Here is a 16200-nt window from a genome sequence, read left to right on the forward strand (position 1 = left end):
GCTGCGGCCACAATCGGTTGGGGTAGGGAAGTATGGCGCGGGCAAATCTTGTTAGAATGGCGGTCCTGGGTCTTGGTATCGCCGGCCTGTCCGGCTGTGCGTCCGCTCCCCCGCCGCCAGCCCCGGCGCCGGCCGCTCCCGCCGCGCCTCAGCAGCCGGCTGCCATCCCCGGCGGCAGCTACAAGGTGGGCAACCCCTATCAGATCAGCGGCGTGTGGTATTATCCGCGCGTCGATTACGGCTACAACGAAACGGGCATCGCCAGTTGGTATGGTCCGGGCTTCCATGCCAAGGTCACGGCCAATGGCGAATTGTATAACGAGAACGAACTGACGGCTGCGCACCAGACGCTGCCAATGCCCAGTCTGGTGCGCGTCACCAACCTGGAGAATGGCCGGTCCATCGTCGTGCGCATCAATGACCGTGGTCCGTTCGTGTCGGGGCGCATCATCGACATGTCGCGGCGCGGTGCCCAGCTTCTGGGCTTCGACCAGCAAGGCACGGCCAAGGTGCGGGTGGAGGTGCTGGCCGATGAAAGCCGTGCCATCGCCGCGGCGGCCATGAATGCCGGCACCCAGGTTGCGGGGTCGCCCGATGGCGGCCCGGTGCCGCAGGCCGCACCACGCCCGTCGGTTACCGTTGAAGGCGTGCCGCCGCCGGCAAGCCCGCCGCCGGCCCGTACCGTGGCACCGCCGACGACGCTGGCCGGCAGCACCTCGCCCGACGGCCGGTTCCTTCCGGCACCCGTGGTGCAGCAACAGGCATTACCCGCCCGGCCCGGCCGCATCTATGTCCAGGCCGGTGCCTTCACGAACTATGACAATGCCAGCCGTCTGCGGGCGAAGTTGAGTTCCATCGCACCGACAGCCGTTTCCGACGCCACGGTCAACGGCCAGCAATTCTATCGCGTGCGGCTGGGCCCGTTCGATCAGGTGGAGCGCGCCGACGCCGTGCTGGCCCAGGTTCTGCAGGTCGGCACCAGCGAGGCGCGCATTCTCATCGACTGACGGCTTGCCCATCGGAGCGTGATGCCGCGCCGGATCCCCGTGTCGGCAAAGGTTGCATTGGCCCCCGCCGCCCTGGAAGAATGGCGATGGTGAGTGTGCCGCTGGTCGCCGGGGCCTTGTTCCCCGTCTGTCCCGTTACTGTAAAGGATTGATTGCTGACATGGATATTCGGATCGCACATCGGATGAAGGGTGCCGCCCGTCGCCTGACGGCGGCCCTGCTGTTCACCGTGGCGGCGCTGCCCGCGACGGCGGCCGATCTGGAGACCATCGCCGCCCAGGCGATCCTGGTCGATGCCGAGACGAATACCGTCCTGTTCGAGAAGAGCGCGGACGACCGGATGCCGACATCTTCCATGTCGAAGGTGGCCACCGCCTACATGGTGTTCGAGCGGCTGAAGGAAGGCCGCCTGTCGCTGGACGACACGTTCCCCGTATCAGAGCGCGCCTGGCGCGTGCAGGGGTCCAAGATGTTCGTCGAACTGGGTAACAGCATCCGGGTGGAGGATCTGATCCGCGGTGTCATCATCCAATCCGGCAATGACGCCTGCGTCGTGCTGGCCGAGGGCCTGTCGGGCACGGAGCCGGCTTTTGCCACGGCGATGACGAAGCGGATGAAGGAAATCGGCCTTCACGGCACCAACCTGATGAATGCATCCGGCTGGCCCGATCCGGACCATTATTCCACGGCCCGGGATCTTTCCCTTCTGGCCCGGCACCTGATCCGCGACTTTCCAGAATTCTACCATTATTATGCGGAAACTGAATTCACCTACCACAACATCAAGCAGGGCAACCGAAATCCCCTTCTTTACCGCAACATGGGTGTGGATGGGATCAAGACGGGGCACACGGAAGCCGCCGGCTATGGCCTGATCGCAAGTGGCGAGCGTGATGGCCGCCGGCTTGTCCTGGTCGTGAATGGTCTGCCGAACATGCAGGCCCGCGCCGATGAAAGTGCGCGGCTGCTGGAATGGGGTTGGCGGGAGTTCGACAATTTCACCCTGTTCAAGGCCGGGGAGACGGTGGACAATCTGCCTGTCTGGCTGGGCACGAGCGAAACCGTGCCCGTGGTCATTCAGGATCAGGTCAAGATCACCATGACCCACGAGCAGCGCCAGAAGATGAAGGTGGCCGTGCTGGCCAATGCGCCCATCCCGGCGCCCGTGGCCAAGGGTGCGCCGGTGGCGACCCTGGTGATCTCCGCGCCCGGCATGCAGAACGTGGAACTCCCCCTTCTGGCGGCCGTGGATGTGGAGGAGAAGGGTCTCTTCGGGCGTGTCGGCGCCGCCTTGTCGAGCATGTTCGGCGGCGGCGCCCCGGCCGCCCCGACGCAGCCATGACCCCCCCGGCGCGCGGGCGCTTCATCACCCTGGAAGGCGGGGAAGGGGCGGGAAAATCCACCCAGATCCGCCTTCTGGCCGATGCGCTGCGCGGGATCGGGATCGATGTTGTGACCACGCGCGAACCGGGCGGATCGCAGGGCGCGGAGGCTGTCCGCAACCTGCTGGTCAATGGTGACCCCGGCCGCTGGCTGCCCGTCAGCGAGGCTTTGCTGTTGTCTGCCGCCCGGCATGACCATGTTGCCCGCACCATACGCCCGGCGCTGGAGGTGGGGAGGTGGGTGCTGTGCGACCGTTTTGCCGACAGCACCATGGCCTACCAGGGTTACGGCCATGGCATGGACCGCGGCGTGCTGGACAGGCTGCGTGACATTGCCATAGGCGACACGGTGCCCGACCTGACCCTGATCCTGGATATCGATCCCGACCAGGGGCTGGCCCGGGCAGCGGCGCGGCGCGGCGGCGAGGACCGGTATGAACGCATGCAGGTGGATTTCCATCGACGCCTGCGCGACGGCTATCGTGCCATTGCGGCGGCCGACCCTGTCCGCTGCGCCGTCATCGATGCCAGCGCAGGGATCGACACCATCCAGGGCCATATCCGTGCCACGCTGGCATTACGGCTGGGGGTGGTGTGGTGAGCGGGGGTGGTTTCGACCCGGAGGTATTCAACCCCCGTCGCAATAACTTTCTGGAAGGCCACGCAACAGCAGAGAAATTACTGCTGGACAGTTGGAATTCCGGCCGTATGCATCATGCTTGGCTGATCGGCGGGCCACCCGGTATCGGCAAGGCGACGCTGGCCTTCCGCATGGCGCGTTTCGTGCTGACCAGGGGGCTGCCGGGAGAGCAGGAGATGGGGTTGTTCGGCCCTCCACCGGACCCGACCAGCCTGACTGTCGATCCGGAAGGGCCTGTCAGCCACCGCGTTGCATCCGGCGGCCATGCCGATCTGCTGACCATCCAGCGCACATGGGATGAAAAGCGCCGGCGCTTCAAGCGTGATCTGGCCGTGGAGGAGGTGCGCAAGATCGCCCCTTTCCTGCGCCTGACCTCGGCGGAGGGCGGGTGGCGGGTCGTCATCGTCGATGGTGCCGACCAATTGAACAGCAGTGGCCAGAATGCCATTCTGAAAATACTTGAGGAACCACCTTCCAAGACATTGATCTTACTGGTTGCGGACAATGTCGGTGCCTTGCTGCCGACCATCCGGTCTCGCACGCGCAAGCTGGCGCTGGAGCCGTTGACGGAGGCGCAGGTGCGCTCCCTGCTGTTCCGTTACCTGCCGGATCTGGACGATGCGGAACGCACGGCCCTGGCGCGTCTGGCGGAGGGCAGCATCGGCCGCGCCATCGAGTTGCACACAGCCGGGGGGCTGGACCTGTATAAGGCCATGCTGGGTGTGTTCGACAGCCTGCCGCGTCTGGACGTCCTGGGTGCCTATGCCTTTGCCGACGCCACGCTGCGCGGCGGGAACGAGGAAGCGAACTGGATTGCCGTCACCGAACTGATCGGCTGGTGGCTGGGCCGCATTGCCCGCGCTGCCGCGCGCGGCACCATCCCGGCCGAAGTGGTGCCGGGGGAAGCCGCCCTTGTCCATCGCCTGATGCAGGGGAGCCACCGGGCCGGTGCCCTTGATCGGTGGGTGGAGGTGTGGGAGAACACCAACCATATGTTTGCCAAGGCGGAATCCGCCAATCTCGACCGCCGGCAGACGCTGATGTCCGCGCTGGCGCGGATCGAGGCGGCTGCCGGCTGATACCAACCGTTCCGTTGCTGCGGAGAAATCTCATGTCCGGGCGCCCGCCCTACTACATCACCACGCCGATCTATTACGTGAATGATGCGCCGCATGTCGGCCACGCCTACACGACGATCGCTTGCGACGTGATGGCCCGCTTCAAGCGGCTGGATGGTTTCGACGTCAAGTTTCTGACCGGCACGGACGAGCATGGCCAGAAAGTGCAGAAATCTGCCGAGAATTTCGGCACGACGCCACAGGCGCTTGCTGATAAGAATTCCCAGAATTTCAGGGACTTGGCGAAACTTCTTAATATCAGCAATGATGACTTCATCCGCACGACGGAACCGCGCCACATTCGCTCGGCGCAGGCCATCTGGCAGAAACTGGTCGAAAACGGCGCCATCTATCTGGGCAGCTATAATGGCTGGTATTCCGTTCGCGACGAAGCTTACTACGGCGAGGACGAACTGAGCGAGCGCGACGGACAGCGCTTCGCCCCGACCGGGGCGCCTGTGGAATGGGTGGAGGAACCCAGCTACTTCTTCCGTCTGTCGGACTATACCGACAAGCTGATGAAGCTCTATGAGGAGCAGCCGCAGTTCATCATGCCGTCTGGCAAGCGGTCGGAGGTCATGGCTTTCGTGAAGCGAGGCCTGAAGGACCTGTCGATCAGCCGCACGACCTTCGACTGGGGGATCAAGGTTCCCGGTGACGAAAAGCATGTCATGTATGTCTGGCTGGATGCGCTGGTGAATTACGTCACTGCCATCGGCTACCCGGACACGGACAATCCCGCCTTCAAGACCTGGTGGCCGGCCGATCTGCACATGGTCGGCAAGGATATCCTGCGCTTCCATACCGTCTATTGGCCCGCCTTCCTGATGGCCGCCGGCCTGCCGCTGCCCAAGCGTGTCTTCGCCCATGGCTGGTGGACCGTGGAGGGGGAGAAGATGTCCAAGTCGCTGGGCAATGTCGTGAAGCCTGGCGACCTGCTGGAAACCTATGGTCTGGACCAGACCCGCTACTTCCTGCTGCGGGAAATCCCGTTCGGCAATGATGGCGACTTCTCCAAGCGCGCGATGGTGCAGCGGATCAATGGCGAATTGGCCAATGATTACGGTAATTTGTGCCAACGTGTTCTGTCGATGATCCAGAAATACCACGAGGGCAGGGTGCCGGTGCCCGATGCCCTGACGGATGCGGATCGTTCCCTTCTGGGTGCCGCCGCCGGCATGCTGGATGCCGTGCGTTCCGAGCTGGACGTGCAGGCCTTCAACAAGGCGTTGGATGCCGTGTGGCGTGTCGTCGGCGATGCCAACCGCTATGTCGACGAGATGGCGCCCTGGACCTTGCGCAAGACGGATCAGACGCGCCTGGGCACGGTGCTGTACAATCTGGCAGAGGTCATCCGCCAACTGGCGATCCTGACCCAGCCCTTCATGCCTGATGCCAGCAACCGTATCCTGGATCAGTTGGTCGTCCCCGCTGATCAGCGGGGCTTCGGCGATCTGGGCGCCCACCCGCTGGTGCCCGGCACGCTGCTGCCGGCCCCGGCCCCGGCCTTCCCGCGCCTTGTGGTGCCGGAGGAGGGGAAATGATGCTGGTCGACAGCCATTGCCATCTGGACTTTCCGGACTTCGCGCCCGAGCGCGATGCCGTGGTGCAGCGGGCCCGTGATGCCGGCGTTGGGCTGATGCTGACCATCTGTACCCATATCAGCCGGTTCGGCCAGGTGCATGACGTGGCCATGGCCTATGACGACGTCTATTGCACCCTGGGTGTCCACCCGCACAATGCGGAGGAGGAGTTTGCGCTTTGCGACGAGGCGGAGCTGCTTCGCCTGGCGCAGCGGCCGAAGGTCGTCGGCATCGGGGAGACGGGGCTGGATTATTTCTATGACAAGTCGCCCCGCGATGTTCAGCAGGAAAGCTTCCGCCGGCATATCCGGGTCTGCCTGGAAACCGACCTGCCCATCATCGTTCATACCCGCGACGCGGACGAAGATACGATCCGCATCCTGAAGGAAGAAGGTCAGGGGCGGTTGCGCGGCCTGCTGCACTGCTTCAGCAGCAGCCGGCAACTGGCTGAACAAGCTTTGGAAATCGGCTTTTACATTTCCCTGTCCGGTATCGTGACCTTCAAGAAGTCGGAGGATCTGCGGGAAACCGCGGCAATCGTCCCCATGGATCGGCTGCTGGTGGAAACCGATGCGCCCTATCTGGCGCCCGTGCCCATGCGGGGCAAGCGAAACGAGCCCGCGTTCGTGGCCCATACGGCCCGGCATCTGGCCGCCGTGAAGGGGGTTGATGCAGCCGTGATGGCCCAGGTGTCGACCGGCAATTTCTTGCGCCTTTTCAACAAGGTGCCCCAATCAGCGGTGAAGGCGGCCTAAGCGATTGGACCTGCGTGTCACGATATTGGGTTGCGGCGGTTCCGGCGGGGTGCCGCTGGTCGGCAATGTCTGGGGCGATGCCGATCCGGCTGAACCGCGCAACCGCCGCCGCCGCCCGTCCATCCTGGTCCAGAACCACGACACGACCATCCTGGTCGATACCGGTCCCGATATGCGGGAGCAGTTGAATGATGCCGGCGTTTCCCGGCTGGACGGGGTGCTGTACACCCATGCTCATGCCGACCATGCGCATGGTATCGATGATCTGCGCGCCGTGAACTGGCTGCAGAATGCACCGGTCCATCTTTATGGTGACGCCGCGACGATGGAAATCCTGACCCGGCGGTTCGATTACTGCTTCGATCCGGTGCCGGCAAAGCCGCCGCACTATCCGCGCCCCGTGCTGGTGCCGAACATCATCAATGGGCCCTTATCCATTGGTTCCATTGATATTCTTCCCTTCTCTCAGGATCACGGCTATTCCCGGAGCTTAGGATTCCGCTTCGGGCCCATCGGTTATTCCACCGACGTGGTGCATCTGGATGACACGGCTTTCGCTGTCCTGGAGGGGGTAGATACCTGGATCGTTGACTGCGTGCGGCTGGCGCCCCCACATCCGGTCCACGCGCATTGGGAGATCACGCGCGGTTGGATCGAACGATTGCGCCCGCGTCGCGCCATTCTGACCCATATGAACCAGACGATGGACTATGCCACGCTGCGCACCCTGTTGCCGGCGGGCGTGGAACCGGGCCATGATGGAATGGTCATCGTGCCGGGCGGGCGGGGGGATTGACGTTTCCGGACAGTATCGGCCTATAAATTATTGTTCTGAAAGGACATTGAAATGGGATCGATACGCACCGCACTCGTCGGGTTCGGGTATGCCGGGCAGACCTTCCATGCCCCGTTGATCGCCGCGACGGCCGGTTTGGAACTGGCCGCCATCGTGTCGGGAAACCCGGCAAAGGTGGCACCGTACTGGCCCAGGGTTCCCGTCAGGGCGCAGATTGGCGAGGTGCTGGCCGATCCCACCATCGATCTGGTTGTCATCGCCACGCCGAACAGCCTTCATGCCGAACAGGCAAGCTTGGCGCTGGCCGCCGGCAAGCATGTTGTCGTGGACAAGCCGTTCACCGTAGCGCTGGCCGATGCACAGGCCCTGGAACGACAGGCGGGCGCCAGCGGCCGGGTGCTTTCAATTTTCCATAATCGTCGGTGGGACGCGGATTTTCTCGCCCTGTCGGCACTGATCCGGCAGGGTGCCCTGGGCCGGGTGACACAGTTTGAAAGCCATTTCGACCGGTTCCGGTCCGAACGGCGTGATCGTTGGCGGGAACGGGCCGATGTGGCGGGCGCCGGCCTCTGGTACGATCTGGGATCGCACCTGTTGGACCAGGCCTTGTTCCTGTTCGGGCTGCCACTTTCCATCTTCGTCGACATCGCGACCCAGCGCGCGGGCGATGGGGCCGCGGATTATTTTCATGCCTTGATGCGCTATCCTGATGGCTTGCGCATCATTCTGCACGGCAGCATGCTGATCCCCGACAGCGGGCTGCGCTTTGCCGTGCATGGCGATGGCGGCAGCTTCATCAAACATGGGTTGGACCGGCAGGAAGACCAGTTGAAGGCGGGGCTTCCGCCCGGGTGTGACGATTGGGGCGTCGATCCCCTGCCGGCCTGTTTGACACGCCCGGCACCGGATGGTCTGCGGTCCGGTCCGCATGCGGGGCCGGCTGGCGATTATCGCCGGTACTATGCCGGGGTGCGCGACGCGATAACGGGCGACGGCCCCAACCCGGTAACCGCCGCGGAAGCCATCCAGGTCATGCAGCTTCTGGCGCTGGGGATCGAAAGTGCCGGGCAACGGCGGGAAATCGACCTGTCGGAACCGGTCTGAGCAGATAATGCCCGTCATCCGATGGGCACCACCATGGGGTTGTCCACCCCCTCGGCATGCCATTCGGCGATGATGCCGCCATCGTCGCGTCCGGTCAGCGTCAGATAGTTGCGGGCAGCCAGCAGGCAGCGGTCGGTGCCGGGCATGGGCAGCATGGACAGGTGCAGCCGGTCGAACAGGTCCTCCTGCTTGCGCGTGAGCCTTTCCATCATCTCCACCGCCAGCATGGCAGGCGGCGGATGCACGATGCCTGAACTGACCAATTGATGGATATCGACACCGGGTCCGGTAAGCTGACCGTGCGCCGCCAGATGCACCTCCCCCGACAGGATCGTGACGCGGGTCTCTGTCCGGCCGGCGAAATCGACCAGATGGCGCAGCATGGTCTGCCATTGTGCGTGGTGTGCCGGGCTGCGCCATTGGTCGCGGAGATCATCCTCCATCGCCTGGCGGCCGGGCAGCAGGTTCAGCAGCCGCTCTGCCAGCGCGAAGCTGGGGAACAGCAGCGGCACGCTCGACATGACCAGAAGGTGGGCGCAGGGTGCGAAATCCGCCAGCCATTCCGGCAGCTTGTCGAGGGTAGCCGGGTCCATCACGCGGTCCAGCCGCCGCTCGCTGCGCAGGTCGGGGGCAAAGATGCCGATGCCGTTCAGGCGCATGCCCAGGGTGAAGGAGGGCGGCTGGTCGGAAAGCAGCGTGTCGGCCGGGTCGTCGTCGGTCATGCCGATCTGGAACAGCCGGAAGGCCCGGCGGGCCGCGGCATAGATGGCCTTATAAACGGGACTGTCCAGCATCTCCGCCGGGTGGGAGCCCCAGCCATCGATGATGTCATGGTCGTCCCACATGCGAAGGCCGGGGACAGAGGCCAGCATGGCCGCTGTTTCCGGCTGGTTCCAGCCGTGGCGGTAGCTGGCGATGAACCAGGCGTCGAGCTGCCGTTCCAAATCCGGCTCGGCGATGGCAGCCGACCGTTTCATCGGCTTCAGTTCGGTGGCGGGACGCAGGGCGGGCACCCGTTCCCACAAACCGTCGGCATAGATCTGGTCGCCCCCCATCAGCATCAGGTGCTGCGGCGTGGCGCGATGACGGCTCAACAGCCGGGCCCAAAGGCTGTTGCGCTTCAGGCCCGCCTCTTCGATATGCGCTTCATCCTCGCAGCCGCCGCAGGCCGTGTAGGCGATGCGGGGCGGGATGGCGATGCCCGGTACGCAGACCTGCCAGCGCCGTTCATCCCCTGTGAAGCCATAGGCGATGCGTCCATCCTGCAATCCGCGCGGCACGGCGAAATCATAACGCCACAGGCGCAGCAGACCGCCGGGACAGGGCTCCCCCACCGGGCCGACGGGGGGCAGGTCGCGCCATTCCTGCATGAAACGCGGGGGAACAGGCAGGCTGACGCCCGCCACCTGCAGGTCCGGCGGCTCCTGTTCTCCCCCCAGCAGGAAGACGGCGGACAGGCGCCAGCGTGGTCCTGACCCCGTCGGCCCCTGTGCGCCGCGGGCATGCAGGATGGGGCCGAGCAGAATTTGGGGCGGGGCCACTTTCTGCCGGGGTCTGGACTTGCGTCTGGCAATGGATCGGTCGGTCATCGGGGGATGGTAAGTGTTTTGCCTGTCCTGCCGCAATTTCCGGAAACGCCTATGCCGTCCGGGGTGGAGGAATAGCCGGAACCTTATCGGCAGGTTTTCATATTTTCATTGCCAATTGGGCATTGTCAGGGCGGAATGACAAGCTTTACGGCCTTTGATTGCAGTGAAAGCCCTTCCCCCATGGATGCCCGCTACCGTTCCCGTGACCTCGGCCGCAAGGCCGTCGATGTCGATGCACTGAAACGCTCCTTCCTGGAATGGCTGGTCTATTCGGTGGGCAAGGATTCCAAGACGGCGACGCGGCGCGACTGGTTCGCCAGCGGTGCCCTGTCGGTACGCGACCGGGTCGTGGACCGCTGGATGGATACGACACGTGGTGTCTATGCCAGCGATGCCAAGCGCATCTACTATTTCTCGATGGAATTTCTGATCGGCCGGCTGTTGTCCAACAACCTGGCCAATCTGGGCCTGACGGACGCCTGCCGGGAGGCGGTGGACCGGCTGGGCCTGCGGCTGGAAGAGGTGCTGGAGGCGGAACCCGATCCCGCATTGGGCAATGGCGGGCTGGGACGGCTGGCCGCCTGTTTCCTGGACAGCATGGCGACCCGCAACCTGCCCGCCTACGGCTATGGCATCCGCTATGAATATGGCCTGTTCGAGCAGCGCTTCGACCAGGGCTGGCAGGTCGAGTTCCCCGACAACTGGTTGCGCTTCGGCAATCCGTGGGAGTTCGCGCGGCCGGAGGTTCTCTATCCCATCCATTTCCACGGACGGGTTGAGAATTTCATCGACACCAAAGGCCAGGAGCGACGGCGCTGGGTGGATACCGAAACCGTCCATGCCATGGCGTTCGACACGCCGGTGGTCGGTTTCGGTGGCGAAACGATCAATACGCTGCGCCTCTGGTCGGCCCGCGCCACCAGCGATTTCGATTTCCACCACTTCAACGACGGCGACTATATGAAGGCGGTGGAAAGCAAGGTCCTGTCGGAGAACCTGTCGCGCGTGCTGTACCCCAACGACGCGACGGCGGTCGGGCGGGAGCTTCGCTTCAAGCAGGAATATTTCTTCACCAGTGCCAGCTTGCAGGACATCCTGCGCCGCTATATGCAGCATCACCAGAATTTCGATGCGCTGCCGGAGAAGGCGGCCATCCAGCTCAACGACACGCATCCGGCCATCGGCATCGCCGAGCTGATGCGCATCCTTCTGGACATTCACGGGCTTGATTGGGACAAGGCCTGGGACCTGACGCGGCGTACCTTCAGCTATACCAACCATACATTGCTGCCGGAAGCACTTGAGACATGGCCCGTTTCGATGCTGGAGCGGGTTCTGCCGCGCCACATGCAGATCATCTATGATATCAACGCCAGGTTCCTGGAGCAGTCCTGGGGTCGGTACGACATGGAAACGATCCGCCGTCTGTCTCTTATCGATGAGAATGGGGAACGGCGGGTGCGCATGGGCGGGCTGGCCTTTCTGGGCAGCCACAAGGTCAATGGCGTATCCGCCCTGCATACCGACCTGATGAAGCGGACCGTGTTCGCGGATTATCATCGGGAATTCCCCGACCGCATCACCAACAAGACCAATGGCATCACGCCGCGCCGTTGGCTGCACCAGGCCAATCCGGCCCTGTCCCGGCTGATCACCAGCCGCATCGGGGAAGGGTGGATCACCGACCTTGAACAATTGGCCAGCCTGCGCGATCGCGTGGATGACGAGGTGTTCGTGGAGGAGTTCCGCCGTGCCAAGCGGCAGAACAAGAAACGGCTGGCGGCCTACATCGCCCGGCATCTGCGGATCGATGTCGATGTGGACAGTCTGTTCGATGTGCAGGTGAAGCGCATCCATGAATATAAGCGGCAATTGCTCAATCTTCTGCAGACGGTCGCCCTCTACAACCAGATCCGCGACAATCCCCTGGGGGAGTTCGTTCCCGTCACGAAGATCCTGGCGGGCAAGGCGGCCCCGGCCTATCATCAGGCCAAGCTGATTATCAAGCTGGCCAACGACATTGCCGGCGTGATCAACAATGATCCGCAGGTGCGCGGGCGCCTGAAGCTGGTGATGCTGCCCAACTACAATGTCAGTCAGGCGGAAATCATCATGCCGGCGGCCGACCTGTCGGAACAGATTTCCACGGCGGGGATGGAGGCATCGGGCACCGGCAACATGAAGCTGGCCCTGAACGGTGCCCTGACCATCGGCACCCTGGACGGCGCCAATGTCGAAATCCGCGAGCATGTGGGAGCCGACAATATCTTCATCTTCGGCCTGACCGCGGCCGAGGTGCAGGATCTTCGGCAGGGCGGCGCGTTCGATCCCCGTCAGGTCGTGGCGGCCAATCCGCATTTGAAGCGCGCCCTGGACATGATCGCCACCGGTGCCTTTTCCCCCGACGATCCCGGCCGTTTCCGTCCCATCGTGGACAGCCTGCTGAATGGCGACCATTTCCTGGTCACCGCCGATTTCGAGGATTACCGCAACGCGCATGCCGCCGCCGCCGCCCTTTATCGCACCCCCCGCGACTGGGCCGAGAAGGCCATCTTGAATGTGGCGGGCATGGGCTGGTTCTCCTCCGACCGCACCATCATGGAATATGCCCGCGACATCTGGAACGTATCGCCGGTGCTGCCGATGGCGGGCGAAGCGGATTGATACCAACTTGCGATGAGTTCTACTCATCGCAAGTTGGTTCGGCGGCGACCGCCACAGCACCGCTCGTGCGGCGTCGCCAAGCCAACGAATGATGGCGCCGGCGATTGAGGGCAGTGATCAGAACCAATAGGTTCTGATCACCGCAAAATAGTATGATACCTGTCCCGAGTGAGTTCGAATCGCCGGGACAAGGCATGACGCCCGCCGGGCCAGCCTTTTTACGCCAGCCACCATCGCCCTGATATTCCGTGGATTTTCCCCAGAGGCGCGGAGCGCGCCCGGGGCCCCCATGCTTTCCACTCCAATTTTCGACGCCAACGCGGCTGGTGACAGTGCGCGACCGGTACCCCCGTGCCTGCGACCGGAATGCGCAAAGGGCCGTGCTTGGGACCGTTGACTTCCCGCATTACAGTGAATTAATATTCAATGAGCAAAAATTCAATATGGCAGGGAGCCGTAAAAATGCGTGGCTTAGGAAACATGAGCGGGAATGGTCGGTGTGGGCATCTGCGGTGGGCGGCCAGCCTGGTGGTCCTGGCGCTGGCACCGGCGGCCGTGGCGACGGCGCAGCCGGTCACTGGCGATGGTGGCCGCCTGGTGCTGGAAGAGATCATCGTGACGGCGCAGAAGCGGCAGCAGCCCCTGCAGGCAGTGCCGCTGCCCATCTCCGCCGTCGCGGCCGAAACGCTGGAAAAGCGCGGCATGGATGAATTCACGGACTATGCCCGTGCCGTGCCGGGCCTGTCCTTCGTCGATCGTGGCGCGGGCAAGAACAAGGTGACGCTGCGTGGCATCTCCACCGGCGTCGACCAGAACCATCAATCGCCCGTCGGCATCTATATCGACGAGACGCCCGTGTCCTATCCCAGCAACGAACCCGATCTGCGCCTGTTTGACGTGGAACGGGTGGAGGTGCTGCGCGGGCCGCAGGGGACGCTGTATGGTGCGGGGTCGATGGGCGGCACGATCAAGATCATCACGGCCAAGCCGGATCTGACCAGGGTCGCGGGCGCCGCATCGGTCCAACTGTCCAGCACGCGCAAGGGCGGCGAGAATTATGCCCTGAACGGCATGGTGAATGTGCCGCTGGCCCAGGACAAGGCCGCCATCCGCATCGTCGGGTATTACCGGAACGAGGATGGCTTCATCGACAATGCGCAATTGTCCAGCAGGGATGTGAACGACAACGAGACCTGGGGCACCCGTGCCGCTGCGAAATTCGCCCTGTCGGAACGGTTCGCGGCGACGGCCAGCCTGTTGATCCAGCGCACCGATGTGGGCGGCAGCCAGGAGATCAACCCCGCCCTGCCGGGCCTGACCCAGAGCCGGGCCGTGCCGGAGGTGCGCAACGACGATCTGGATCTCTACAGTTTGGGCCTGACCTATGATCTGGATTGGGCGGAACTGTCCTCCTCCACCTCCTATCTGGACCGCATATTCGATGATGTGCGCGACGTAATGGCCTTCCTGGGCGCTCCGGCGCCGGTCTGGCTGAACAATGTCGTGCCCGATCGCAATTTCGTGCAGGAGATCCGTCTGGCCTCGGCCCCGTCCGACAGCGTGGAATGGATTGCCGGCCTTTTCTATTCCCGTCGCAAGAGCGTGCTGAACCAATATGCATGGCATGGCGGCGTGTTTGGTGTGCCGGTGGGTACGCCCTTGCTGGACAGCACCATCCGCAGCCGGCTGACGCAGAAGGCCGCGTTCGGCGAACTGACCGTATACCTGGACGACCGGTTGAAGGTGACGGGTGGTTTGCGGGCCTTCCAGGTGAAGGAAAAGGTCTTCAAGCTATCCGATGGCCTGATCGCCGGCGGTTATTCCACTGATATGAGCGACAGTTCGGAAAAGAAGATCAATCCGAAGGTCAACCTCTCTTTCCAGGCCACACCAGACATCCTGCTCTATACCCAGGCGGCGCAGGGCTTTCGCGTGGGCGGACCCAATTCAACCCTGCCGCCGCTGAACGGCGTGGCGGCGCCATCCTCGTTCGACAGCGACAGCCTGTGGAACTATGAGGTCGGTTTCAAGTCCACCTTGTGGAACGGTCGCGCCACGCTGAACCTTTCCGCTTTCTATATCGACTGGACGGACATCCAGGTGACGGTGACGCGCGCCGACGGCTTCTCCTACGTTACCAACGGTGACAAGGCGGTCAGCAAGGGGCTGGAAGGCGAATTCTCCGTCAGGCCCATGGCGGGTCTGGAAATCGGGGTGGCTGCCGCCTATACCGATGCCTATCTGTCAGCCGACAGCCGCAGTGGTGCCGGCCGGAAGGGCGACCGGATTCCCGCGGTGCCGCGCTTCACCTATGATTTGTTCGGCCGGTACGAATGGGACATGACGGCGGGCTGGTCGGCCTATACCCAGGCCAATCTTCAGCATGTGGGCGCCAGCTATAACGGCTTCACCAGCCGCGTGCCGGCCCCCGACCGGCAGCGCGGCTATGAACTGGCCAACGCCAAGGTCGGCGTGATCTATGGCGAAACGGACATCAGCCTGTTCGCCAACAATCTGTTCGACAAGCGGGCCGAACTGTTCGTGGATCGCACGCTGGGCGATGCCCGCGTCAATGTTAACCGTCCGCGGACGATCGGCGTGAATGTCATGCGCAAGTTCTGACCATGCCCGAGGCGGGCCGGTGCCGGGCGCAGGTGCCCCGCACCGGCCGGTGACCTGGGGTCAGGGGGCTGGCACAGTGCCCGGTACGGCCAGCAGTTCCTTCGTGGCAGCCAGCTTTTCCGGGGGCGGGTTGGTCAGGAACACCGCGCGATAGGTCAGGACGGCCAGCATTTCCGACAGCGCATCGATGGATGGGGTGCAGGCCAGCAGGTCGGGATTGCGCTGCACATAATATTCCTGCAGCACCCCGTCGGACATGGAGCCCAGGCAGTAGGCCATCATGGTCAGGGTGGCGTCGTCCAGCCGTGCCGGCTTGCAGCATTCCCCCAGATAGCGCGCAAAGCTGGCAGTCCATTGGCGGTTGGAACTGTCCCATATCTGCCCGAATTCGGGGATCTCGTCGGATGCCTGCAGCATGCAGCGTACCAGGCCGGGATGTTCTTCGAAATGGCCGATCAGAATCTTGTACTGCTCGTAAAGCGTGTCGAACAGGTCGCCACCCTGTGGGATCTGGCGGGCTTTTTGCGTCATGCCCGCCATGAAGTCGGAAAGAACCTCTGCCGTAATGGCCTTCAGGTCTGGGAAGTAATGGTAGAACAGGCCAACAGCAACGCCCGCCTCCGTCGTGATATCGGCAATGCGCATCTGGCGGTATCCGATGCGACCCAGCACGGACCTTGTCGCATCCTTCAGCCGCGCGCGGGTTTGCTGTGCTTGTTCCTTGCGGCTTTTTGCCGGTGCCCGGGCAGTGCGCGGCGTTCCCTTTTCGGACATCGTCAAATTCCCTGTGATTGCGGTATCGCCATTTTTCTCCCGCTAATAGCTAGGGTATCCTGAACTCAGGTTCAATGAATTTCTGCGTCGACCCCTTTTGGTTATTGACAGGAGATTGGTTATGAATTCTAACTCATTGAATATTAATTCATCCAAATAAGGGCGA

General features: G+C 63.2%; 12 protein-coding genes. 10 read left to right on the forward strand and 2 right to left on the reverse strand.

Annotation, left to right across the window (positions count from 1 at the left end):
- Nucleotides 1-56: 56 nt before the first annotated feature.
- The 8 genes from ABC728_RS22440 to ABC728_RS22475 all read left to right on the forward strand — a co-directional run bounded on the left by ABC728_RS22440 (nucleotide 57) and on the right by ABC728_RS22475 (nucleotide 8385).
- Complete coding sequence (locus ABC728_RS22440) at nucleotides 57-1007, forward strand: septal ring lytic transglycosylase RlpA family protein (protein ID WP_416621217.1); 951 nt, start codon at nucleotides 57-59, stop codon at nucleotides 1005-1007.
- A gap of 160 nt (nucleotides 1008-1167) precedes the next feature.
- Nucleotides 1168-2349, forward strand: a complete 1182-nt coding sequence (locus tag ABC728_RS22445) for a D-alanyl-D-alanine carboxypeptidase family protein (RefSeq protein ID WP_416621216.1) — start codon at nucleotides 1168-1170, stop codon at nucleotides 2347-2349.
- A complete protein-coding gene (gene tmk / locus ABC728_RS22450) occupies nucleotides 2346-2990 on the forward strand; it encodes a dTMP kinase (protein ID WP_416621215.1) in 645 nt (214 codons plus the stop codon). The genes ABC728_RS22445 and tmk overlap by 4 nt, the downstream gene beginning before the upstream one ends.
- On the forward strand, nucleotides 2987-4108 hold the full coding sequence (locus ABC728_RS22455; RefSeq protein WP_445376507.1) for a DNA polymerase III subunit delta': 1122 nt from the start codon (nucleotides 2987-2989) through the stop codon (nucleotides 4106-4108). Before tmk ends, ABC728_RS22455 begins: the two co-directional genes overlap by 4 nt.
- A gap of 32 nt (nucleotides 4109-4140) precedes the next feature.
- Nucleotides 4141-5691, forward strand: a complete 1551-nt coding sequence (gene metG / locus ABC728_RS22460; protein ID WP_416621213.1) for a methionine--tRNA ligase — start codon at nucleotides 4141-4143, stop codon at nucleotides 5689-5691.
- Complete coding sequence (locus ABC728_RS22465) at nucleotides 5691-6485, forward strand: TatD family hydrolase (RefSeq protein ID WP_416621246.1); 795 nt, start codon at nucleotides 5691-5693, stop codon at nucleotides 6483-6485. The genes metG and ABC728_RS22465 overlap by 1 nt, the downstream gene beginning before the upstream one ends.
- Before the next feature lie 4 nt (nucleotides 6486-6489).
- Nucleotides 6490-7281 (forward strand): MBL fold metallo-hydrolase, encoded by a 792-nt coding sequence (locus ABC728_RS22470; protein ID WP_416621212.1) that lies wholly within the window; start codon nucleotides 6490-6492, stop codon nucleotides 7279-7281.
- Nucleotides 7282-7332: 51 nt separating this feature from the next.
- A complete protein-coding gene (locus ABC728_RS22475) occupies nucleotides 7333-8385 on the forward strand; it encodes an oxidoreductase (RefSeq protein WP_416621211.1) in 1053 nt (350 codons plus the stop codon).
- Nucleotides 8386-8399: 14 nt separating this feature from the next.
- Here the strand turns inward: ABC728_RS22475 and ABC728_RS22480 are convergent, their stop codons facing one another.
- A complete protein-coding gene (locus tag ABC728_RS22480) occupies nucleotides 8400-9926 on the reverse strand; it encodes an alkaline phosphatase D family protein (RefSeq protein WP_416621210.1) in 1527 nt (508 codons plus the stop codon).
- Between the two features lie 228 nt (nucleotides 9927-10154).
- On the opposite strand from ABC728_RS22480, the gene ABC728_RS22485 reads away from it, so the two are divergent.
- Together ABC728_RS22485 and ABC728_RS22490 are read left to right on the forward strand one after the other, a co-directional pair.
- On the forward strand, nucleotides 10155-12638 hold the full coding sequence (locus ABC728_RS22485; RefSeq protein WP_416621209.1) for a glycogen/starch/alpha-glucan phosphorylase: 2484 nt from the start codon (nucleotides 10155-10157) through the stop codon (nucleotides 12636-12638).
- A 480-nt stretch (nucleotides 12639-13118) separates the two neighbouring features.
- Nucleotides 13119-15260: a TonB-dependent receptor gene (locus ABC728_RS22490; RefSeq protein WP_416621208.1), complete on the forward strand. Its 2142-nt coding sequence runs from the start codon at nucleotides 13119-13121 to the stop codon at nucleotides 15258-15260.
- Nucleotides 15261-15320: 60 nt separating this feature from the next.
- On the opposite strand, the gene ABC728_RS22495 is transcribed toward ABC728_RS22490, so the two are convergent.
- Complete coding sequence (locus ABC728_RS22495; protein WP_416621207.1) at nucleotides 15321-16034, reverse strand: TetR/AcrR family transcriptional regulator; 714 nt, start codon at nucleotides 16032-16034, stop codon at nucleotides 15321-15323.
- Nucleotides 16035-16200 lie beyond the last annotated feature (166 nt).

This window comes from Niveispirillum fermenti (assembly GCF_052474395.1).

Excerpts from the sequence above, each read along its gene's own strand:
- ABC728_RS22495 (WP_416621207.1), bottom strand. The coding sequence starts at position 16,034 with ATGTCCGAAAAGGGAACGCCGCGCACTGCCCGGGCACCGGCAAAAAGC.
- ABC728_RS22490 (WP_416621208.1), top strand. The coding sequence starts at position 13,119 with ATGAGCGGGAATGGTCGGTGTGGGCATCTGCGGTGGGCGGCCAGCCTG.
- ABC728_RS22465 (WP_416621246.1), top strand. The coding sequence starts at position 5,691 with ATGCTGGTCGACAGCCATTGCCATCTGGACTTTCCGGACTTCGCGCCC.
- ABC728_RS22445 (WP_416621216.1), top strand. The coding sequence starts at position 1,168 with ATGGATATTCGGATCGCACATCGGATGAAGGGTGCCGCCCGTCGCCTG.
- ABC728_RS22475 (WP_416621211.1), top strand. The coding sequence starts at position 7,333 with ATGGGATCGATACGCACCGCACTCGTCGGGTTCGGGTATGCCGGGCAG.
- metG (WP_416621213.1), top strand. The coding sequence starts at position 4,141 with ATGTCCGGGCGCCCGCCCTACTACATCACCACGCCGATCTATTACGTG.
- ABC728_RS22485 (WP_416621209.1), top strand. The coding sequence starts at position 10,155 with ATGGATGCCCGCTACCGTTCCCGTGACCTCGGCCGCAAGGCCGTCGAT.
- tmk (WP_416621215.1), top strand. The coding sequence starts at position 2,346 with ATGACCCCCCCGGCGCGCGGGCGCTTCATCACCCTGGAAGGCGGGGAA.
- ABC728_RS22440 (WP_416621217.1), top strand. The coding sequence starts at position 57 with ATGGCGGTCCTGGGTCTTGGTATCGCCGGCCTGTCCGGCTGTGCGTCC.